At 56.9% G+C, this 21,912-nt stretch carries 21 protein-coding genes; 10 read left to right on the top strand and 11 right to left on the bottom strand.

Annotated elements, in window-relative coordinates; genetic code table 11:
* Positions 1-14 precede the first annotated feature (14 nt).
* Positions 15-1,004 carry a tryptophan--tRNA ligase gene (trpS, locus tag GCE01_RS13315; protein WP_099213243.1) on the top strand — a complete coding sequence of 330 codons (990 nt, stop codon included), beginning with the start codon at positions 15-17 and terminating at the stop codon, positions 1,002-1,004.
* On the opposite strand, the gene lpxB is transcribed toward trpS, so the two are convergent.
* From lpxB to rpmI, 5 genes are all read right to left on the bottom strand, one after another.
* Positions 994-2,256, bottom strand: coding sequence for a lipid-A-disaccharide synthase (lpxB, locus tag GCE01_RS13310; RefSeq protein ID WP_086633019.1), 1,263 nt, complete (start codon positions 2,254-2,256; stop codon positions 994-996). The two genes, trpS and lpxB, sit on opposite strands and share 11 nt — an antisense overlap.
* Complete coding sequence (gene pheT / locus GCE01_RS13305; protein WP_099213242.1) at positions 2,253-4,721, bottom strand: phenylalanine--tRNA ligase subunit beta; 2,469 nt, start codon at positions 4,719-4,721, stop codon at positions 2,253-2,255. The genes lpxB and pheT overlap by 4 nt, the downstream gene beginning before the upstream one ends.
* Before the next feature lies 1 nt (position 4,722).
* Positions 4,723-5,793, bottom strand: coding sequence for a phenylalanine--tRNA ligase subunit alpha (pheS, locus tag GCE01_RS13300; RefSeq protein WP_099213279.1), 1,071 nt, complete (start codon positions 5,791-5,793; stop codon positions 4,723-4,725).
* Between the two features lie 101 nt (positions 5,794-5,894).
* Complete coding sequence (gene rplT / locus GCE01_RS13295) at positions 5,895-6,254, bottom strand: 50S ribosomal protein L20 (RefSeq protein ID WP_007282845.1); 360 nt, start codon at positions 6,252-6,254, stop codon at positions 5,895-5,897.
* A gap of 15 nt (positions 6,255-6,269) precedes the next feature.
* A complete protein-coding gene (gene rpmI / locus GCE01_RS13290; protein ID WP_046901279.1) occupies positions 6,270-6,470 on the bottom strand; it encodes a 50S ribosomal protein L35 in 201 nt (66 codons plus the stop codon).
* A gap of 304 nt (positions 6,471-6,774) precedes the next feature.
* On the opposite strand from rpmI, the gene GCE01_RS13285 reads away from it, so the two are divergent.
* The 3 genes from GCE01_RS13285 to GCE01_RS13275 all read left to right on the top strand — a co-directional run bounded on the left by GCE01_RS13285 (position 6,775) and on the right by GCE01_RS13275 (position 10,285).
* A complete protein-coding gene (locus GCE01_RS13285; RefSeq protein ID WP_046901278.1) occupies positions 6,775-9,201 on the top strand; it encodes a glucose/quinate/shikimate family membrane-bound PQQ-dependent dehydrogenase in 2,427 nt (808 codons plus the stop codon).
* A gap of 132 nt (positions 9,202-9,333) precedes the next feature.
* Entirely contained in the window at positions 9,334-9,990 is a 657-nt protein-coding gene (locus tag GCE01_RS13280) for an energy transducer TonB (RefSeq protein ID WP_099213241.1), read from the top strand.
* Positions 9,991-10,075: 85 nt separating this feature from the next.
* The gene (locus GCE01_RS13275; RefSeq protein ID WP_086633016.1) at positions 10,076-10,285 is read left to right on the top strand and encodes a hypothetical protein; all 210 of its coding nucleotides are present in this window, start codon (positions 10,076-10,078) and stop codon (positions 10,283-10,285) included.
* Positions 10,286-10,348: 63 nt separating this feature from the next.
* On the opposite strand, the gene GCE01_RS13270 is transcribed toward GCE01_RS13275, so the two are convergent.
* The 5 genes from GCE01_RS13270 to GCE01_RS13250 form a co-directional block, all read right to left on the bottom strand.
* A complete protein-coding gene (locus GCE01_RS13270; protein WP_099213278.1) occupies positions 10,349-10,783 on the bottom strand; it encodes a SufE family protein in 435 nt (144 codons plus the stop codon).
* Positions 10,784-10,797: 14 nt separating this feature from the next.
* Positions 10,798-12,114, bottom strand: a complete 1,317-nt coding sequence (hslU, locus tag GCE01_RS13265) for an ATP-dependent protease ATPase subunit HslU (protein WP_099213240.1) — start codon at positions 12,112-12,114, stop codon at positions 10,798-10,800.
* A 1-nt stretch (position 12,115) separates the two neighbouring features.
* Entirely contained in the window at positions 12,116-12,694 is a 579-nt protein-coding gene (hslV, locus tag GCE01_RS13260) for an ATP-dependent protease subunit HslV (protein ID WP_167386169.1), read from the bottom strand.
* 67 nt (positions 12,695-12,761) lie between these two features.
* Entirely contained in the window at positions 12,762-14,654 is a 1,893-nt protein-coding gene (locus tag GCE01_RS13255) for a response regulator (RefSeq protein WP_099213238.1), read from the bottom strand.
* Positions 14,651-16,471 (bottom strand): ATP-binding protein, encoded by a 1,821-nt coding sequence (locus tag GCE01_RS13250; RefSeq protein ID WP_099213237.1) that lies wholly within the window; start codon positions 16,469-16,471, stop codon positions 14,651-14,653. Before GCE01_RS13250 ends, GCE01_RS13255 begins: the two co-directional genes overlap by 4 nt.
* 117 nt (positions 16,472-16,588) lie before the next feature.
* On the opposite strand from GCE01_RS13250, the gene GCE01_RS13245 reads away from it, so the two are divergent.
* Positions 16,589-16,999, top strand: coding sequence for a hypothetical protein (locus GCE01_RS13245; protein WP_086633011.1), 411 nt, complete (start codon positions 16,589-16,591; stop codon positions 16,997-16,999).
* 9 nt (positions 17,000-17,008) lie between these two features.
* Here the strand turns inward: GCE01_RS13245 and GCE01_RS13240 are convergent, their stop codons facing one another.
* Positions 17,009-17,476 (bottom strand): zinc-ribbon domain-containing protein, encoded by a 468-nt coding sequence (locus GCE01_RS13240; protein WP_099213236.1) that lies wholly within the window; start codon positions 17,474-17,476, stop codon positions 17,009-17,011.
* Positions 17,477-17,598: 122 nt separating this feature from the next.
* Between GCE01_RS13240 and GCE01_RS13235 the strand changes: the two genes are divergently transcribed.
* The 5 genes from GCE01_RS13235 to GCE01_RS13215 all read left to right on the top strand — a co-directional run bounded on the left by GCE01_RS13235 (position 17,599) and on the right by GCE01_RS13215 (position 21,882).
* Positions 17,599-18,276: a cell division ATP-binding protein FtsE gene (locus GCE01_RS13235; protein ID WP_099213235.1), complete on the top strand. Its 678-nt coding sequence runs from the start codon at positions 17,599-17,601 to the stop codon at positions 18,274-18,276.
* Positions 18,273-19,172: a cell division protein FtsX gene (locus tag GCE01_RS13230; protein WP_099213234.1), complete on the top strand. Its 900-nt coding sequence runs from the start codon at positions 18,273-18,275 to the stop codon at positions 19,170-19,172. The genes GCE01_RS13235 and GCE01_RS13230 overlap by 4 nt, the downstream gene beginning before the upstream one ends.
* The gene (locus tag GCE01_RS13225; RefSeq protein ID WP_373321833.1) at positions 19,121-19,762 is read left to right on the top strand and encodes a YdcF family protein; all 642 of its coding nucleotides are present in this window, start codon (positions 19,121-19,123) and stop codon (positions 19,760-19,762) included. The genes GCE01_RS13230 and GCE01_RS13225 overlap by 52 nt, the downstream gene beginning before the upstream one ends.
* 44 nt (positions 19,763-19,806) lie before the next feature.
* The gene (locus tag GCE01_RS13220) at positions 19,807-20,556 is read left to right on the top strand and encodes a lysophospholipid acyltransferase family protein (protein WP_099213233.1); all 750 of its coding nucleotides are present in this window, start codon (positions 19,807-19,809) and stop codon (positions 20,554-20,556) included.
* 249 nt (positions 20,557-20,805) lie between these two features.
* A complete protein-coding gene (locus GCE01_RS13215; RefSeq protein WP_099213232.1) occupies positions 20,806-21,882 on the top strand; it encodes a DUF2125 domain-containing protein in 1,077 nt (358 codons plus the stop codon).
* Positions 21,883-21,912 lie beyond the last annotated feature (30 nt).

The following is a 21,912-nucleotide window of genomic DNA, read 5'->3' as shown; positions in this document are numbered from 1 at the left end:
AAGACAGATCCATCATGCAGCGCGTATTTTCCGGCATTCAGCCAACTGGCATTCCTCATCTGGGTAACTACCTGGGCGCACTCCGCAACTGGGCGGCCATGCAGGCAGACCATGATTGTGTTTTCTGCCTCGTGGACATGCACTCCATCACGATGCCCTGGAATCCGGAAGACCTGCGTCGTCAGACGCTGGGTTCAGCAGCCTGCCTTCTGGCAACCGGTATTGAACCGACACGCCTCTACAACCAGTCTGCCGTCAGCGCCCACGCGCGACTGGGATGGATTTTCAATTGTGTTTCCCGCCTCGGCTGGTTGAACCGGATGACACAGTTCAAAGACAAGGCTGGCAAGAACCGCGAGAACCACTCAGCGGGCCTCTATGTCTATCCAAACCTTATGGCTGCAGACATTCTGGCGTTCCACGCGACCCGCGTCCCCGTCGGTGACGATCAGAAGCAGCATATTGAGCTGGCCAATGACATCGCCCAGAAGTTCAACCATGATATGGGTACGGAGTTCTTTCCGCAGATCGAGGCCTTTATTCCTCCAGCGGCAGCCCGCGTGATGAGCCTGCGCGACGGCACGAAGAAAATGTCCAAGTCGGACCCCTCCGAACAAAGCCGCATTGTCCTGACAGATACCCCAGACGAAATCGCTCTGAAGATTCGCCGCGCCAAGACAGATTCCGACGCGCTGCCAAGCGACGTTGAGGGACTGGAAGACCGTGCAGAAGCCCGCAATCTGGTAGCTATTTACGCGGCCATGTCAGACGAGACGATGTCTGACGTTCTGGCACGTTTCGGTGGACAGGGCTTTGGCCCGTTCAAAAACGCTCTGGCTGATCTGCTCGTAGAAAAACTTGGGCCAGTTGCGACCGAAACAGCCCGCCTGATGCAGAACGAAGATCACATCATCTCCGTCCTGCGCGCAGGCGCCGACCGGGCCCGTGAAATTTCCGAGCCGATCGTGCAGGAAGCAGAGCGACTGGTCGGTTTTATTCGCTGATTTTTTTCTTCTTGGACGAGCGGGACACCGGCTCGTCCAGAAGATCCATGATTTCCGCAGCAGCTGCATCCGCAGGCGTACCCACAGCGGGAGAGAGCTTTTCCAGCACCTCTTCAAATGCCATCTGCTGCTTCTTTGCTGCTGCGGGATCATCAAGCAGCTTTGAAACCATATCTGCCAGCTTTTCAGGCGTGCAGTTCTCCTGCAACATTTCAGGCACGACTTCACGTCCTGCCAGCAGATTGACCATGGCGACGTATGGCACCTTGATCATCCGACGCGCCATCATCGCCGTTAGCGGATTTACCCGATACGTCACCACCATCGGCACATTGCCCATGGCAAGCTCAAGCGTGGACGTCCCCGACTTTGTCAGAGCGCACTGAGCCGCTGCAAACGCATCGTGTTTATCATGAATATCAGTCACGATATGCGGCTGTACGGGCCATTTGCGAATAAGGTTGCGCACGGTCGGCGCAATGACTGGAGCAACCGGTATCACCGGGCAGATGTCCGGATGCTTCTTGCGCAGAATGTCCAGCATCTTGCGAAAAACTGGCAACAGCTTCGGAACTTCAGAGCGCCGGCTTCCTGGCATCAAAATCAAGACGGGTGCCGTTTCAGGAATATTATGACGCGTCCGAAAGCGTGCAGCGTTTCCCTGTCTCACACCCGACTGCAACACCGGATGCCCGACAAACCGCGCTTCCAACCCTCTCTGCGCAAACCATTCCGGCTCAAATGGTAAAAGGCAGAGCAACCGATCCCACAGCCCAGGGAATTCCTTGACGCGATTTTCGCGCCAGGCCCAGACCTGCGGTGCAACGTAATGGACGCGCTTGAAGCCGGAATTTTCAATTTTCTGAAGCAGTCGAAGTGCGAAACCCGGGCTGTCTATTGTGACAACCAGATCAGGCTTACGAAGCTCGATATCCTGAACAGCTTCCAGAAGCCGCTGCCGCAAATGCCTGACCCGTGGCAAGACTTCCACAAGCCCCATGACAGCCAGATCACTCATCGGGAACAGGCTATGAAGCCCGAGGGCTTCCATGCGGCCACCCCCGACTCCGGCAAACACCAGCGTCGGGTCCTGCGCATGAAGCGCCAGCATGAGACGTGCACCAATCACGTCTCCACTGGCTTCCCCCGCCAGAATCCAAATCACGCGCCCATGCTGAGGCGTGGGAGCCCCCGGCTGGAAGGCTCTGTTACCCGGCTGATGCGCCAGTTCGGATTCTGGAAGAGAGTTCATCGGCGCAACGTAGCTCCTGTTGCCTTGAGAACCGCAGCTTCCACCGATTTGGAAAGCGCTTCAAGGCCGACATCCGTCAGACTTTCGGTCTGCGGCTGCAGGACAACCTCAACACCGAGAGAACGATGTCCTTCCGGCAGGCTACCACCTTCAAAGACGTCAAAGAGGCGAACATCCTGAATCAGGTTCCGGTCGGCCATACGAACGGCCTTGAGAACAGTCTGCGCTTCGACATCCGGCCCAGCAAGGAACGCGAAGTCACGACGCACTGGCTGCAGCGCTGAGAGCGCAGGAGGCATCTTCTTTTTAGCCTTAGGCTGCGGAATGCGATCCAGATACAGCTCGAACGCTACAACAGTCCCTGTCAGACCAAGCGCGCGCGCCGTGCGAGGATGCAGTTCACCAAAGCTGCCCAGAACCAGCTTAGGCCCCTGCCGTACCTGACCTGACCGACCCGGATGATAAAAGCCCGGAGCATCTGCCGTGACAGACAAAGAAGCTTCCGGAACACCGAGCGCCGTCAGCGCGGCCGTCAGATCCGCCTTGGCGTCCCAGAGCGTTGCTTCCTGCGCAGCCTGACCGGGTTCACGAGCCGTCAATCCGCCTCGCAAGCCAGAAACACGCAGGTGCTGACCTTCGAAATCAAAACATGGACCGATTTCAAACAATGCGCCTTCACCAGAAAGCCCCAGACCACGCGCCAGATTACGGCCGAGTGCACGCGCCAGATTGACGAGCGGCGTCGGGCGCAACTGATCAAGATCCATAGCGATAGGGTTCAGCAGACGTTGCGTTTCGGGCACGTCACCGAACAGAACCGCGTCTTCATGAGCGACGAAAGAGAAACCAACCGTTTCCATCATTCCACGGGCTGCACAGATACGACGCATTAGCGCTGCACGCGCCTGAAGAGGCGTGACTGCCGGAGCCGCGACCATGGCCAACTGAGGAAGTGGCACAGCCGGCACTGCATCCAGCCCATAAAGGCGCAATACTTCCTCTATGAGGTCACATTCCGCTTCCATGCGCGGAACATTCGCTGCTGCCTTTGCCGCAACGTCCTCATCAAGTGTCACGGCCTGAGCCAGAACCTGACCGGACGCAACGTCATTTCTCCAGGACGGCACTGCGAAGGTCGCCTGATCGTCTTTCCGCTCAACAACCTCGAAGCCCAGATGCTCTAGAGAACGCACAGCATCATCCGCAGGGATATTAATACCACCCAGCGTTTCCAGGCGCTCAAAACGCAGCGTAGCCGTGCGTTTCCAGTTAGGCAGGTCGCCAGCTTCCGTAATTTCGCTTGGCTCGCCACCGCAAAGGTCACGGATCATGATGGTGGCTGCTTCGAGCCCAGTTCGCACCAGTGCCGGATCAACACCGCGCTCAAAACGCTGACGCGCATCTGTGTGGATCGCCAGACGACGGCCCGTCAACGCAATACGAACAGCATCGAACAAAGCGGATTCAACAAACACGTCCGTCGTGTTCTCATCCACACCGCTCTGCTGCCCCCCCATGATGCCTGCAAGCGACTGCACACCAGCATCGTCAACAATCACCATATCGTCCGTGCCAAGGACGTATTCGTTGCCATCCAGAGCCGTGAAGGTCTCCCGTGCGGCATGCGTGACGGTCAGCGTATTTCCAGAAAGTTTCGCAACATCAAAGACATGAAGCGGACGACCCAGATCAAACGTAAAGTAATTCGTGACGTCAACCAGTTTGGAGATCGGCTTAAGCCCAACGGCCTTCAGGCGGCGCTGGAGCCAGTCTGGGCTATGGCCATTCTTCACACCACGAATGACGCGACCCACGGCATAAGAGCAATCCGGATGCGCAATTTTCCAGTTGATGGCGGGCTCGAAATTACCCTCAACTGCTTCCGTCAGCCATGGCTTGAGATGACCGATGCCAGCTGCAGCCAGATCACGCGCAATACCGCGAATGCTCAGCGCATCGCCACGGTTTGGTGTAATAGCGATTTCCATGACCGGATCATCAAGCTCGGCGTAAGTCGCATAAGCCTCGCCGATCGGAGCCGTTTCCGGCAGTTCGGCAATACCATTGCTCTCCTCCCCAAGACCCAGCTCACGCAGGGAACACAGCATACCGCCGCTTTCCTCGCCGCGAATTTTGCCCTTCTTGATGGTGATATCCAGCCCCGGAACATACGTCCCCGGGGGCGCAAAAATCACATGGAGGCCAGTACGCGCATTCGGTGCACCGCATACGACCTGCAGATCTTCATAACCCGCACCAGCAGCGACGCGGCAAAGCTGAAGACGGTCTGCATCCGGATGGCGATGTGCTTCCAGAATTTTGGCCGTTCTAAAACCTGCCAGCTTCTCGGCTGGGTTTTCAACGCTCTCAACTTCAAGACCGATGCCGTTCAGACGGGCACAGATCTCTTCGCAAGATGCTGTAAAATCAAGATGTTCACGCAGCCAGGAGAGAGAGAACTTCATGTCACACGCCCTCCGTCAGCGTTGCGGGAGAAAAAGCGGAAAAGCCATAGTGGCGGAGCCAGCGCAGGTCGCTCTCATAGAAGGACCGAAGATCCGGAATACCGTTCTTGAGCATGGCCAGACGCTCGACGCCCATACCGAACGCAAAGCCCTGCCACTCGGCCGGATCGAGGCCGCAATTTGCCAAAACGCGCGGATGCACCATGCCGGACCCGAGCACTTCCAGCCAGTCGGACCCACCGCCAATCTCGCCCGTGGCTTTTGACCAGCCGATATCCACTTCCATGGAGGGCTCGGTAAACGGGAAATACGATGCACGGAAACGCACAGGCAAATTAGGCTTGTCGAAATAGACGCGCAGGAACTCGATCAGGCAGCCTTTGAGGTGCCCAAGAGTAATATTGCGGTCAATGACCAGACCTTCGCACTGATGGAACATCGGGGAATGGGTCGCGTCATGATCGGCACGATAGGTGCGACCAGGAGCAATGATGCGGATGGGCGGTTTCTGCCCCAGCATCGTCCGGATCTGCACGCCAGACGTCTGGGTCCGCAGAACGCGTGGCTCGTTAGTGCCTGACTTGGGCGGCAGATAGAAAGTATCGTGTTCAGTCCGGGCCGGATGATGGTCGGGCGTATTGAGAGCCGAAAAATTATGCCACTGGCTTTCAACATCAGGCCCTTCCGCGACGGAAAAACCCATGGCGCCAAAGATGGCTGTCATTTCTTCAATGGTACGGCTGATCGGATGAATGGCGCCTGTCACCACGGAAGGGGCAGGCATCGTGATATCTACCCGTTCGGCTTTCAGGCGTTCCTGCAGCGCTTCCTCTTCGATTTCCCGACCGCGATCTTCAATCACCTTGGTCAATTCATCCCGCAGGCGGTTCAAGGCCTGCCCGCGCAGTTTGCGCTCTTCGGGATCAAGTTTGCCAAGCTGCTTCAGGAGCCCGGTCAAGGCACCGGACTTCCCCAGTGTTCCAACGCGAACGGCATCCCATTGCGCGCGGTCCTGAGCAGCGCCCAGCGCAGCAAGAGTTTCATTCTTCAGCGTGTCGAGATCGTCAGCCATACCGCCCATCGCTTACAGTACAAATACAAAACGGGCCGCCCTGATAACAGGACGGCCCGCCAGTCACCAGCCCCCACGCGTGGGGATCAGGTCTGAATAGCTCAGGCTGCGAGAGCGGCCTGTGCCTTCTTGACGATTTCTGCGAAAGCAGCTGCGTCGTCGAAAGCAATAGCAGCAAGGACCTTACGGTCAATCTCGATGCCAGCCTTGTCCAGGCCATTGATGAACTTGCTGTACGTCAGACCGTGCTCACGGACAGCAGCGTTGATACGCTGGATCCACAGAGCGCGGAAATCACGCTTCTTGTTGCGACGGTCGCGATACGCATAGCGCAGCGCCTTCTCAACGCGCTCGAGAGCAATACGGTAGTTCGTAGACGAACGGCCGCGGTAACCCTTGGCGAGATCGAGAACTTTCTTGTGACGGGCGTGCGTCGTTACGCCCCGCTTAACACGTGCCATGTACCTTAATCTCCCTTAGAGCCCGTAGGGCGCCCACTGCTTGATGGTCTTTGCGTCCATATCCGTCATGGTCTGAGGACCACGGTTGGTGCGCTTCATCTTCTGCGGGCGGTTGATAAGGCCGTGGCGCTTGTTGCCTGGGCCGCACATTACCTTGCCGGTCGCGGTGATCTTGAACCGCTTCTTGACCGACGACTTCGTCTTCATCTTGGGCATTTCGGTCTCCCTCGCCGTAAACGATTGGTCCCACCGGAGTGGGACTCTGCACGGCCGGGCATGCCACTTATGGCCCGGACGCGTACACGGAGCGGCTGCCTTATCCCATCGGACTGATTCCGCCAAGAACTTTATTTTCTTTAACGCGCAAGCAAAAGACGCCCCTTTGTTCAAGTCACGTCACTGTGATCTCGCTCACAGTGACGTGAGCAACATGAACCATCTGACATCTTGATTCTTAACGCGCTTCTATGTGTTTGTCCGAAGGTCAAGTGCTGCACCAAATAACAGCTCTAGGAACATCATGAGCACATCATCCCGGCCAGGGCTCTGGGCCCTGATCACGGCCGCGGTCTTCGCGCTTTGCGGCGCGATCCTTACCGTGGGCGGCGCATGGGCCGTTTCCCTCGGCGGCCCCCTGTATTATCTCCTCCTCGGCATCGCACTTCTTGCGACTGCCTTCCTCGCATGGCGCCGTAACCCGGCCGCACTGTGGCTCTTTGCTGCTGTAGTGTTCGCGACGGTCGTATGGGAACTCTCCGTGGTCGGTCTCGACCTCTGGGCACTGGTTCCCCGCTCCGACATCGTGATCATTCTTGGCATCTGGCTGCTGATCCCGTTCGTGTCCCGCCAGATCGGCGGCACACGCGCATCTGTCCTTCCCCTGGCAGGCTCCGTCGGTCTCGCCGTTCTGGTGCTTGCTGCCGGTCTTTTCACAGACCCGCACGACATTAGCGGCAATCTGCCAACAGAGCTGACCAACGCAGCACCGGTTGACGCAGATAACGTTCCAGACAGCGAATGGCATGCCTATGGCCGCACGCAGGCTGGCGATCGCTGGTCTCCGCTGAAGCAGATCAACTCGTCCAACGTTCAGAACCTCAAGGTGGCATGGCACATCCACACCAAGGATCTGATGGGACCGAATGATCCAGGCGAAGCAACCAACGAAGTCACACCGATTGAATTCGACAACACGCTTTACCTGTGCTCGCTGCACCAGAAGCTCTGGGCCGTTGATGCTGCAACGGGTCACGTCAAATGGACGTTCGATCCGCATCTGCAGATTAACCCAGGCTTCCAGCATCTGACGTGCCGTGGCGTGAGCTTCCACCAGACACCGGCGGATGCCACGGACAGCGATGGCAATCCGGCTCCAACCGATTGCGCCAAGCGTATCGTGCTGCCCGTCAATGACGGTCGCCTTGTCGAAGTCGATGCTGAAACCGGGCAGAAGTGCTCTGGCTTCGGAAACGACGGTGAACTGGATCTGCGTCTGCCGAACCAGCCTTACACCACGCCGGGCATGTATGAACCGACGTCTCCGCCGGTCATTACCGACAAGCTGATCATTGCCAACAGCGCCATCACCGATAACGGCTCCATCAAGCAGGCATCGGGCGCAACGCAGGCATTTGACGTTTATACCGGCAAGCGCGTCTGGGTGTTTGACGCATCCAACCCTGACCCGAACCAGATGCCAGACCCGGATCATCCGGTCTTCCATCCGAACTCTCCAAACTCCTGGATCGTGTCGTCCTACGACAAGAACCTGAACCTCGTTTACATTCCAATGGGCGTAGGCACGCCGGATCAGTGGGGCGGTTACCGCACCAAGGAATCCGAGCGCTTTGCTCCGGGTATCGTCGCGCTGAACGCAGAGACGGGTAAGCTGGCCTGGTATTACCAGACCGTTCACCATGACCTGTGGGACATGGACGCCCCGTCCCAGCCGAGCCTCGTAGACATCACGTCGAAAGACGGCACGATTGTTCCGTCCATCTACGTTCCGACGAAGACTGGCGACATTTTCGTTCTTGACCGTCGTACGGGCAAGGAAGTCGTCCCGGCTCCGGAAACACCGGTTCCTGGTGGCGCCGCACCGGGCGATCACACCAGCCCAACGCAGCCGATGTCTCAGCTGAGCCTGCGTCCGAAGGCAGCCCTCTCCGATTCCGATATCTGGGGTGGCACAATCTTCGATCAGATGTTCTGCAGCATCTACTTCCACTCGCTTCGCTATGAAGGTCCGTTCACGCCGCCGTCACTCCAGGGATCTCTGATCTTCCCGGGCGACCTTGGCATGTTCGAATGGGGTGGTCTGGCTGTCGATCCGCAGCGTCAGGTGGCCTTTGCCAACCCGATCTCTCTGCCGTTCGTTTCCCGTCTGGTACCCCGTGGTCCGGGTAACCCGCTATGGCCGGAACCGAACGCAAAGGGTTCTGGTGGCGAAACCGGTCTGCAGCCGAACTACGGCATCCCCTATGCTGTTGATCTGCATCCGTTCATGGACCCGGTCCTGCTGCCGCTTGGCATCAAGATGCCTTGCCGTACGCCGCCCTGGGGTTATGTGGCCGGTATCGATCTGCGCACCAACAAGGTGGTCTGGCAGCATCGTAACGGTACGCTCCGTGACTCCATGCACGGCAGTTCCCTGCCCATCCCGCTGCCTCCGATCAAGATCGGCGTCCCGAGCCTCGGCGGCCCGCTCTCCACGGCTGGCAACGTTGGCTTCCTGACGGGCACGATGGACTACTACATCCGCGCCTACGACCTGACGACAGGTAAGACCCTGTGGCAGGATCGCCTCCCAGCTGGCGCGCAAGCCACGCCAATGACCTATGCGGTCAATGGAAAGCAGTTCGTTGTCACCTATGCTGGTGGCCACAACTCCTTCCCGACCGTCATGGGCGACGACCTGATTGCTTACAGCCTCGCTGATCAGAAGTGATCATTGAGTAAGCCATTGGTTATCGAGAAAAAGGGGTACCTTCGGGTGCCCCTTTTTTTGTCTTCAAGTCCCGGCAAAAGCTTTCTAAGCTCTCGTTACGTTATGAAATATATTCCATAAAGTAAGGGCATCATGCATTTTTCTCGATCTGGAATGGCTCTGGCCATCTTTGGCCTCATCGTCGTCGCTCCGTCTCCAGCCCACAGTGATGATACTGCTTCCGTAACGGCGGTTCTGGATCCGAGCCATCACGGGCGTCTCGTCTATCCGCCGGCTGAACTTGAACTGCGGCATTCGGGATCGGCGCATATTGTTTGCGTCATCACAAAGGACGGTCAGCCCCAAAGCTGCGAAACTTCAGCGAGCGCACCGGATTTCGCACTCGCAGCAGAAGCCTATGCCTATTCGTCCAAGTTTCTTCCAGCATATCAGGACAGCAAACCCATCGAAGGCCGCTGGGAAAAGACCATTCCCTTCGAGGCTCGTGGAACAGCAACTCTGCCCGTCGTGGATCATGAGCATAGTCCACGCCCCTACTATCCAGACTTTGCGAACGACAGGAATATTACAGGAAGAGTAGCCGTCACCTGTCAGGTTGATACCGCAGGCATCGCGCATGACTGTATCGCCAGCCCCGGGCCCGAAATTTTACGACGGGCATCGCTCGCCTATTTCACGCTGGCCAGATACCTTCCGGCTATGAAAGACGGGCAGCCCATCTCCGCTCCCTATCATGGCAACATAAACTGGGAATCAGACGCGAAAGACCGGAATGACGGGTTCCGCTGAAACCTTGTGTCTGCAGGCCAGTCCATTCCATAATCAGCGTCGAAAGCCCTGTCGGTTCAGGGCAAAAACTGCACAGAGGCTACGCATGACCCTTCGCAAATTTGCTCTTCTTGCCTTCGCTACCGTCGCTTTCGGCGGCCAGTTCGCACATGCCAAGTCTCAGCCCTGCCGGGACGCCAAAGGCAAATTCACCAAGTGTGAAGCTCCCAAGAAGCCGAAGGCCTGCCGGGATGCCAAAGGCAAGTTCACCAAATGTGACGTAACAGCTCCGCAAGTTGCTCAGCCTGCTCACTAAGCTCAAACAAAAAAGCCCCTGTCAGCAGACGCTGGCAGGGGCTTTTTTGAAAGACTGAGATCGTCAGGCAGCAGCACGCTTGAGGATGGCTTGAGCCATTGCCTCAACCCCATTCCCCCGGTTCGTGGACAGTGCTTTGACCAGCCCCATATCATGCAAAAAGACCGGGCTCGTCTGAAGGATCTCTTCACGGCTTCGCCCTGAGTACACTCTCAGCAAAAGGGCTACCAATCCCTGAACAATGGCCGCATCTGAAGCGCCAGCAAAGAAGAGCTTACCATCACGGTCTTCCGCTTCGAGCCAGACCTGGCTTTGACACCCCGGAACACGGTGGACATCGTCCTGCCAGTCCGAAGGGAAAGCCGGAAGTTTGCGGCCCATTTCAATAATATACTGATACCGCTCCATCCAGTCGTCGAACATCGCCAGTTCGGCTTCAATTTCCTCGATGGCAGCGGTCGCCGTCTCTTCCTGAGGGGCAAGAAAGGCATCACTCACAAAAAACGTCTCCGTCACAGGATAAAGCGGCTTAAATCACCCTTGCGGGCAAGCGGCGCCACCCTGTCACGAACATCCTCTGCCGTCACCCTCACGGTTTCGCCTTTCCGGTCAGATGCAGAAAATGAGACGTCCTCCAGCAGCTTTTCCAGAACAGTTGCCAAGCGGCGGGCCCCAATGTTTTCAACGCGCTCGTTGATATCAGCCGCGAGTTCCGCCAAAGCATCCACGGCATCATCACCGAATTCCAGCGTCACACCTTCCGTACCCAGCAGACTCACATACTGCTTCAGAAGCGAATGCTCAGGCTCCAGCAGAATACGCTTCAGATCGTCCCTGCTTAGGCCAGCCAACTCCACACGAATAGGCAGACGCCCCTGCAATTCGGGCAGAAGATCTGAAGGCTTGGCAATGTGAAAGGCTCCGGACGCGATAAACAGGATATGGTCCGTCTTCACCGAGCCATACTTCGTGCTGACGGTCGTCCCCTCAATCAGCGGAAGAAGATCACGCTGCACGCCTTCACGGGAGACATCTCCGCTGCGCGTCCCATGCTCAGATGTCGCGCAGACCTTGTCGATTTCATCCAGGAACACGATGCCATGATTCTGGGTGTGCTCAATCGCTTCGCGCGTCAGGGCTTCGTCATCCAGAAGTTTGTCAGCTTCCTCACGGATTAACTGCTCGCGGGCGACCGCAACCTTCAGTTTTTTGCGGGAAGGCATCCGGTTCATGAATCCCTTCATCATATCGTTAAAACTGATGACCTGCCCTGGCTGGAGCCCTGGAATATCGCCGCTCTCCTTACCGCGCTGTGGATCAGGAGCAATCTGGATTTCAATTTCCTTGTCCTCCAAAGCACCATCTCGCAGCATCTGGCGAAACTTTACCTTGGTGTCGGCTGTCGCGCCTTCGCCAACCAGCGCATCAACAAGCCGGGTTTCAGCCGCGGCTTCAGCTTTCTCCTGCACGTCTTTGCGGCGTCCATCCCGCAGCATGGTCAAAGACACCTCAACGAGATCCCGGACAATACTGTCCACGTCCCGCCCGACGTAACCAACCTCCGTAAACTTGGTCGCTTCCACTTTCAGAAACGGAGACTGCGCCAGCTTGGCCAGTCGACGAGCGATTTCTGTCTTGCCGCAGCCCGTGGGGCCGATCATGAGAATGTTCTTGGGAACAACCTCATCCTTCAAGCCGTCAGGAAGCTGGGACCGGCGCCAGCGATTACGCATCGCGATGGCAACCGCACGTTTTGCGTCGGACTGACCAACAATAAAGCGATCAAGCTCGGATACGATTTCGTGGGGGGCAAAATTTGGAACAGACATCTCAGGAGGCCTCCCCGCCTAATGTTTCCAGCGTCACGGAATAGTTCGTGTAAACGCAGATATCACCGGCAATTTTCATGGACCGACGCGCGATTTCCTCGGCACTCAGACCGTCCACCGTCATCAATGCCCGCGCTGCAGACAGTGCGTAATTTCCGCCGGAGCCGATGGCCACAATGCCGTCTTCCGGCTCCAGCACATCGCCATTTCCAGTCAGGGTGAAAGAGCGGTCTGCGTCAGCCACCAGCATCATGGCTTCCAGACGCCGCAGATAGCGGTCCGTACGCCAGTCTTTCGCCAGTTCGACGCAGGCCCGCTCAAGCTGCTCTGGATACCGCTCCAGTTTCGCTTCAAGCCGCTCCAGCAGGGTAAAGGCGTCAGCCGTGGCACCAGCAAAACCCGCCAGGATATTGCTGTGAGGTCCAATTCGCCGAACCTTGCGAGCATTACCCTTGATAACGGTCTGCCCGAGGGAGACCTGGCCGTCCCCCGCCATGGCCACCCGGCCATCGCGACGGACACAAAGAATGGTCGTGCCATGCCAGCCGACCGGATCGTGGGGAGTGATTTGGTAAGACATCACTCAAAAAGATGGTGCGGATATAGCGCCTGACAAGAGGACTACTCCCGTCAGGTTATATTGCCCCCTACATCAACCGCTTGATCGCATCCTGAAGACCTTTTTGTGTAAAGGGCTTGGGCAACGGCGCATTTTCAGACTGCGCATCTGTGTGCCCACTGATAAACAGCACTTTCAGCTCAGGCATTTTGTCCATCAGAATGGCTGCGCATGTTGGGCCATCATGATCAGGCATCCGCATATCAATCACAGCCAGATCGAATGGACCATGTTCGTCTGTCAGGGTCAGAGCTTCCGCCAGAGACGACGCAGCGGCTACATTATGCCCGTCATGGCGAAGAAAACCCTCCGTCACCATACGAACCGGCGCCTCATCATCGACGACCAGTACCTTCAGGGAATGAGGTTTCTCATCGTCCGCCACCCGATCTGCCACGACATCGCTTCGGACGACAGGAAGCAGCAATGTCATACACGTCCCCTTGCCAGGCGTGCTGTCCACAACGATCTCACCATAACTGCGACTCAGGAACCCATACACGCTGGAAAGGCCCAGCCCCGTTCCACGCCCGACGTCCTTGGTGGTGAAGAATGGATCAAAAATCCGCTTCATCACCTCGGGTGACATCCCCTCACCCTCATCAACCACATCAATGGCCACCGCACGATCCAGACAGCATTCCGGAGGCAGCGTTTTAAATTTCTGCCCCACTACACGGGCCGACACCGACACTGTCCCACCCTGCGTCATGGCATCCCGAGCATTCACACAGAGATTCAGAAGCGCCATTTCGAGCTGATCCTGGTCTGACCAGACAGCGGGGAAGTCAGCAGGCATATCCTCAAGCGACAGCTTGCAGGCCACACTTCTTTCGCCACTTCGGCGCTTGAGACTTTGAACCAGAAGCGCTTCAAGCCCCGGCAGAAGATCCTGCAACGCCACCGGCGCAAGACGTGCCTCACGTGGACGCCCAAACTGAAGCAACCGCCGTGTCAGCACAGCACCACGCTGCGCAGATTCCATAGCGTTCTTCACCAGAGCACTGGATGTCTCATCCAGGTCCACCATGTCTTCTAGCAATTCCAGGGACCCGGAGATGGCAGCAAGAAGATTGTTGAAGTCGTGCGCAATTCCCCCGGCTAATGTGCCCAGAGACTGAAGCTTGTCCGCCTGCCGCAGACGGCTTTCCATCAGCACTCGCTGCGTAACGTCCCGGTCCATACTGACCTGCCAGCGGTCTTCCGTCGGCACGCCCTGCGGCCAGGCCAGAGAAAGGCGGCTCAATTCGTGCCAGCGCTGAACGGTTCCTCCGTCATGATCTGGCAGAACTTCAGCAACCAGCCGCTCTTCCTGCCCCGTGCTACGAACATTGTCGCGCATTTGCTGGACATCAGCACGCAGCACTTCCGGGAAATGCATCAACTCGTCGTTCAGATCCTGTGCGGCCTCATCGCGCACGTTACTGCGAATACACCGCCCCTCAGCATCCGAAAAAACAAGCCCCATCGGAAGGGCATCCATCAGGCCGCGCAACAGAGCCTGTTCCGTCTGCAACGCCCGTTGGGCAATACAATGCTGCGTCACTTCCCCGACCAAAGACCGAAGCGCGTCTGAATCCCAGGGTTTGTGCACGTAAGCCTGCACCTGCCCAAGGTTCAGAGCAGACACCACGGCATCCAGATCCGCATAACCCGTCAGCAGAATACTGCGCGCATCCGAAAACTCTCGCGCCCGCATCAAAAGCTGATCCCCCGTCAGTCCAGGCATCCGCTGATCGGAGATAATGGTGGCGACATCCGGATGCGCCCGCAAAAGCTCCAGAGCTCGCAGCGGATCCGTCGTTGCAAGAATTTCGTACTGGTCTTCCAGCAGATCTTCCAGGGCAACGAGAATTTCTTCCTCGTCATCCACCAGCAAAATACGGGGACGTACTGGCCCCTTCACGCTCCACACACTCATACGGAACGCCCTGTTGCCACCGGCCCATCTTCCGTCATTGTGACGGGAAGGCTAAGCCGGAAACACGCCCCTATTCCGCGTCCATCCGGCAAATGGGCATCCGTAATTTCGATAATGCCATCATGGGCTTCCATCACACTATAAGCGATCGCAAGCCCCAACCCCGTGCCTGTTCCAACCGGCTTGGTTGTGAAGAACGGATCAAACACCCTGTTTCTCAGTTCCATCAGCAAACCCGGACCGTCATCGCTTATCGTCATGTCATACCGGCCATTTTCAAGACGGGACTTGATCACAATACGCCCCTGCACCGGGCCGCCCTCAGGCGAGATATCCGCCAATGCATCGGCCGCATTGGAAATAATGTTCATAACCACCTGATTCAGAAACGCAGGCTGACAGACCAAATGCGCCGGAGCCTGCAAATCCTTTTCAATTTTAATGTCTGGGCCAAGCTTATGTCCCAGCAACGCCAATGCTGTCTCAAGCGCACCAGGAACATCGACTGTCTGGAATGAGCTTTCATCCAGCCGGGAAAATCGCCGGAGACTCAAAACGAGATTCTGAATCCGCTGCAACCCGAGCTTCATGGATTCCAGACGTGAAATCCCCTTCTGCATGAGCGGCGCCCCATCCTCTGGGCTCCCCAGCGTCTGAAGGCGTTTCAACGTCCGCTCCACTGTATCGGCATGAGCAATTGTGAAGGCTAGCGGATTGTTAATCTCATGAGCGATACCCGCCACCAGCTCACCCAACGAAGCCATCTTGGCAGTCTGCACGAGTTTCGACTGCGCCTGAATCAACTGTTCGTTTGTTCGCGCCAATTCCATATTGGCCTGCGCCAGAGCTTCAGCCATTTCGGCCTTCGCCCTTGCCGCTTCCAAAGTAAGCGCATTCTGCTGCCGCTCAATTTCCTGCTGCCGGAACTCATCCTGCGCCATACGTCTTTGCGCAAGCGTCCTGATCCGCATGGCGAGGGCTTCTATGGCAATGTCGCTGGGAACCAGATCGTCAATGCCGGCCTCGAAGAATTCACCAGAAGACTGCCTCCGGAAGCGTGAGGCCTCCACAATGCCAAGCGTTCGAAACGGAATTCCACCAGCTTCCAGAACAGCCTGACGCCGCGCATCCAGAAGGCGGCAAAACTTGAGGTCTTCGTCTCCGCTCCCCAGTTCCAGCACCAGGCAGTCCGGGCCATCTGCCCCGCGCAACCATCCACCATCAATCAGATCGTCTGAACGTTCGATAGACGTGACCGTATGCCCATCACGCCAGAGCAGCTCACCCAACGTTGTCTCGGGTGCGTCTTCGGTAATCTCTTCGTCTTCCTCCTCTTCCCTGGGAGAATTGACGATGACAATTCTTGCCCGGCGAAAGCGAGAGGCTTCATCCACCTGAAGAAGCTCCGGTCCTTCCCGAAGCAAAGCCCGCATCCGCAACACCAGCAAGTCAGGATGAGCGGATTTGGAAATATAGGCGTCTGCCCCACTTTCCAGCCCCTCTCGCTCACCGCCGGGAAAAGCATCTTCCGTCAGCATCAGGATCGGAATGGTGCGTGTCAGGGCATCCAGCCGCAAACGCCGCGCCAACTGCCCACCCGTCATACCGGGCAGCTCAGAGCACACGACCACAAGGTCAGGCATCAGATCCTCGACCGTTCCCAAAGCAGCTTCACCGCTGCCGAGACAGGTCACGGTGAAGCCTTCCTTTAGAAGAACACGCCAGATCCGCTGGGCATGAGCATCATCCGGCTCCACGAGCAGAACACGTGCGGTCTCTGTGGCTCCGAGCGGAGCTTTAAGATCAGAAGACAGCATGAGAATGACGGAATGTTTGCATTAACGGCCTCTTGCAGCTAGTCCGAAGCTGATGTTCGTCCGATTTCCAAGGGGCGAAGATAACTCCCGTTACCGGATCAGTGGAAGCCGTATCTCATGGACATTCAGCCCTCGCGCAACCTGACCGATCGCCTGCTCAACTCCCGCAGCGGGGAAAGCGGCCCTCTTTCAACCGGCGCGCTGATCCGCACGGGCATCTGGTCCATCTGCTATTTCGCCTTCTACTTCGCCCAGCAGGTCGCAGAGCTTCTCGCTCCCCTTCTCCTGATTCTTGGTCTGGGCTGGTACATCCTGCCGCACATCGTGAACGCCATTACGACGAGTGCTGCAAGCGCTGACCCGCAGGCGAAAGACATCATGAACCATGTGGCGGGCACCCTGCCGACCCATCTTCAAATCGGCAGTCACCTGCTAACCCCAGGCTCCCTCATGTTCGACGGCTTTCTCCTGATGGGACTTGCCGCAATTGGAGCGACCCTGTCCGCACTGGCCGCTCGCAACATGTAAGACCCAGGCTCAGGGAGTAAGGAGATGGCCGATACCCGGCCATAAAGTCACCAGCTCCCCAGCCTTCCAGTGCCACAATGCGGCCACGCCTCCGCCGACCACTACGAGGCTAAGCCCCCACGCGGCACTCCACGTCCCAAGACTTCCGATCATTTTCGTCCCGACAGTCTCGGGTTTACCCAACCCATGGGTTACTGTCCGGGAATGTAGAACAAACGCATGTTTCGCAGCGTCCCGTGCGTCCGACGCGCTCAATCCAATAGGATACGACTGTGATGTTTCAGGGCCTGGAGGCTCTTCAGTCTCAGCCTTGAGCAAGGACAAGTCATCAGGCGGAATTTGTGCAAGCTCCGGCTCGTGCGTCTCTTGTAAAGACCAGCTATCCCCACAGTTCGCGCAACGCAGCCGCCGCGCCTGCTCCAAAAGTGCATCAGGCACTTCAAAAACAGCATGACAGTGGGGACATTCAACACGCATCACGGTATCCTTCAAAAATCAGACCGTACCGGCCTCGGTCTGACCTCAACTGGGTTGCCCATATGACGAGGTTGTCGTTAATAAATGGTTAATACGCCTGCAACACCTTTGATCGTTTTCATATGATCCGCCTGCGCGATGTCTCCCTGAAACCTGCTGGCGTTGGGCAGCCTGTTCTGCACGGCATGACCCTGACAATCCCTCAGGGAGAATTCCGCTGGCTTCTCGGGCCATCAGGCGCAGGCAAATCCAGCCTTCTCAAGCTTCTGACACTCGGGGCAAAACCCGCCTCAGGCCAAATGGATATTCTCAACACCCCAGTCACGGGCGCCAGCCGAAGCACTCTACGAAACCTGAGAAGACGCATCGGGTTCGTCCCGCAGGATTACCGCCTGATCGGGGAGTGGAATGTTTTTGACAACGTCGCCCTCCCGCTGCGTCTGCGCGGGCGCTCCGAACGCGATATTCGACAGGAGGTTTTTGCCGTCCTGGACTGGCTGGATGTCGCCCCGCACGCCCATTCCCGACCGACCACTCTTTCCGGGGGCGAACAGCAGCGTGTTGCTATTGCACGCGCCCTGATCGGACGACCCGACATCCTTCTCGCCGATGAACCAACAAACGCTCTTGAGGATTCTCAGGCCAGACGCCTTCTTGCAACATTCCAGGAACTGATTGATCTGGGAACAACCGTGATTGTCGCGACGCATAACGAAGGTCTTGTGCGCGATGCTCCCGCCCCATCAATCATGCTCCGTGATGGCACGCTCGACCCGCACGCAAATGAGGCGATAGCGTGAGCCGCCGCGTCTCTCCCGGTCTGCGCTCAGGCAGCCTCCCTCTGCTTGTTGCTCTCATGACCCTGCTGGCAGGCTTGGCCCTTGCTGGTTTGACCGGTGTTCAAGCGCTTGCAGATGGCTGGGCGCAGGCGGCCCGAAGTGCTGCAACGATCGAAATCCCGACAGACATTCCAAACGCCTCAGATCGCACGGACGCACTCATTCACGCTCTCAAGGCCTTGCCGGGCGTTACCAACCTGCAAAAGCTTTCCACAGACAAGGTGCAGGATCTATTGGCGCCCTGGCTTGGCCAGCCTACGGATGCGCGGAAAGGTCTGCCGGGCCTCTCTCTGCCCACCGTCCTCATCGTCGCCCACACGCCTGACGCTAACCTAGGCTCCACTGTTCACGACACGCTGCCCGAAGCCATTGTTCAGGAAGACATGCAATGGGGCCAAAGACTTGAACATTTGGGCACAAGCCTCGTCGGATGCGCCTGGCTTGCCGTTGTCCTGATCGCAGCGATTGCCGTTTTATCCATTGGCATCACTGTCCGCCGCTCTGTCGCTGCCCAGAAACGGGCTGTGGAAATCGTGCATTCCCTTGGCGCAGGGGACTTTACAATTTCCAGCCATATTGCCGGTCGGGCTGCACTCCTCAGCTTTATGGGTGGCGTGGCTGGCCTCGTCCTCCTCACGCCACTGACAACCTCCCTTGCCACAACCCTCGCGCCCTTCACGCATCAGGCCACCGTCCCAAGCACCTTTCCGACAACACTGGATGGGTGGTGGACAACACTCCGCATTTTACCTCTCAGCCTCCTGAAAGAGCTCGGTGCCCTGCCCGTCATTGCAGCTCTTCTGGGATGGATCACAGCTCAGGGCGTTGTGCTCGTGTGGCTTCGTCGATTGCCGTGAAGGCCTTTCTTTCCTCGCTGTTTCTTATTGCCGTGCTCTGGTCGGCTGGCTTCGTCTGGTTCATCCACGATTCCCGACAGCCACCGCATGTTGCCACTGTCTGCGATGGCATCGTCACCCTCACAGGCGGCCAATCCCGTATCGAAACATCCCTCACCCTTCTCAAGGGCGGATATGGCCAGCTTCTACTGATTTCTGGCGTCGGGCCCCATGTTACACTCGATCAACTTGTGCGCCTTCAGAACCAGACGCTTTCCAGCGATCTGGCCAGCCGCGTCACTTTGGGCCGCCGTGCAGTCAGTACGATTGGTAATGCTTATGAGACCACGACGTGGGCCAGAGATCACAAGATGCACAGCCTACTGGTCGTTACCGCTGGCTACCACATTCGCCGCGCCATTATAGAGCTCAGCCGGACTGCCCCAGATCTGGAACTCGTGCCTTATCCGGTTCTCCCGCCAGCTCTGGAAGCGCCACTGTCCCGCCAGACCCTGCACTTACTCATCCGGGAATATTTCAAACTTCTAGGCGCAGAACTTAGTAACTTGACGGGCCTGCCAGACGGCAAGATTGGCCTTACGCCTCACTGAGGCCTCTTGTGCAACCGCAGCTTTTCTGGTGAGCAGACAAAATTATGAGCATTCTTCGCGGCCTGCTGTTCAATCTTTATTTCCTGATTCTCACAGTCATCATGGGTCTCGGTGCAATCCCGATCCGCCTCATGAAGCGACAGGACCTGGCACTCTCCTACGCCAAACTCTGGTCCAGAGCGGTGCTGTTTGGATTTGCGCAGCTTTGCTCCGTGAAAATCGAAGTTCATGGTCGGGATAATATTCCTGCAGGCCCAAGCCTCATTGCATCCCAGCATCAGTCCTTCTTCGATGGCTTCGTCTGGATGAATCTGGTCCCCCTACCGACCTACATCATCAAAGCGGAACTGACTAAAATTCCCCTTGTCGGCCCCATGCTTGTTCTGAGCGGCATGATCCCTGTGGAACGAAGCGCTGGATCTAAAGCCCTGCGGACCATGATGAAAGACAGCGCACGCGCTCACGCATCTGACAGACAGATTATTATCTTTCCTGAAGGCACACGCACCCTCCCCGGAGAACGCCACCCCATCCAACCGGGCATTATTGCATTAGCCCGACAGGCTAATGTTCCTGTCGTGCCGGTCGCCACCAATTCCGGCCTCTTCTGGGACCGATCTCCCTGGCGGAAAAAACCTGGTGTTTTGAAGGTCGTCATCGGTGCGCCACTCCCCTCCACAGAGGGACGCAACGGCTTCACGACCGCGCTGAACGAAGCATGGGATGAACTGTGCGCAACCCATGAATTACCACGCAATACTGTGGATAACTCTGTGGAGCTTCAGAGGGTTTAACAACCGCCGGAACAGAAGGAGTTTTGAGGCCAGAGGCTTCGGGCGAATTTCAAGAAACCCGACGGTTTCCACACGTAGCTAAAAAACCCTATTTTTCTGCGGTTTTCAGCTATTCCCTGACTTCAATGTGCCCAGATCGCCTTCCATAGACTCGGCTGTCAAACAATGACTGCACGCGGAATGCTGTTTTGGGGATAAATACCGCCCATCGAACCAGCCTCTATATCCCGTTACACAAAGACAGGCCCAGTGAACCCAGTTTCCAATACTGCCCGTTACCTGAAAATCACGCTTGTCATCTTCTGTTTCATTACAGTTGTGGCAGCTGCAGATACCGCCCTGTGGCATCACGTCACCACCAGAATGCAAGGGCGAATTGAAGCTGAAGTCGCGAACCTGAAAGCTACGGGATGGTCTGTAGAAACTGGAGAAGTTCGTCGTGGAGGCTGGCCTTTCGGAGCATGGATCGACATCCAGAAACCCCAGCTCCGCCATAAAAATTTTCCTGCCCAACCATTCGAGGCTGGTTGGGCAGGTGAGACTTTCAGGCTTGGCGGACCATGGACGGAAATCGTCAGAAAAGGCCTCACCGTCTCCCTTCCTGGTCGTCAGGCTGCGCGCATTATCACTTCTTCGGCCAGAGCAACCATTCTCACAGAAGCTTTGAGACTGCACATCTCAGAGGACGGAACCGTAATGTTCCATGCTCCTTCTGCCCAAGTCGCCGTCGCAATGAATCTTGTGGATCAGACAGTCGCGCTGTCCCGCCCTTCTGGACGCATCCTCATCCAACCCCAAGCCCCACCGAGAGCCACACGCCTCGGAATGGATGTGTTGTCTTCCACTCTCAGCACATTATTTTTGAATGCTGCCAAGTATCCACTGCACAATGCTCATCTCGTGATAGCTCTCACGACGTCCAGCACACATCCTGAAAGCCCACTTTTTAGTCCTGAAGGCTATGAGCGCCTACTTGTGCAGACAGCATCATTTTCGATGGGGTCGGAAGCGACTTCTGCACATCTTTCCTTTTCCGGTGAACTGACATACCCAGCGCTCAACGGCCACCTCACCCTGACGCTTCTGAACTGGCATGATGCCGCCGAAAAAATCCTGAATATTCCGCGCCTTCAGGCCTCGCTTGCTCCAGACACGCGCGTTTTCCTCGAGCACATTTTGCACGCAACACCCTCATCCGGACTGGCAGAAAGTCATCCTGTTGTCGCAGAAGTTTCCGTCGTGAATGGTCATGCTGCACCTGCTCTCGAACAACTTTTGCAAACAATCTCCACACAAAAAATTGACGCGTCACATTTGCGCGAGTAGACGCAGGGAATGTTTTGATTTTTGTCAAAA

It is taken from the genome of Gluconobacter cerinus, from assembly GCF_002723935.1.
Taxonomy (GTDB): Bacteria; Pseudomonadota; Alphaproteobacteria; order Acetobacterales; family Acetobacteraceae; genus Gluconobacter; species Gluconobacter cerinus.
This window is presented reverse-complemented; position numbering and strand designations above follow the sequence as displayed.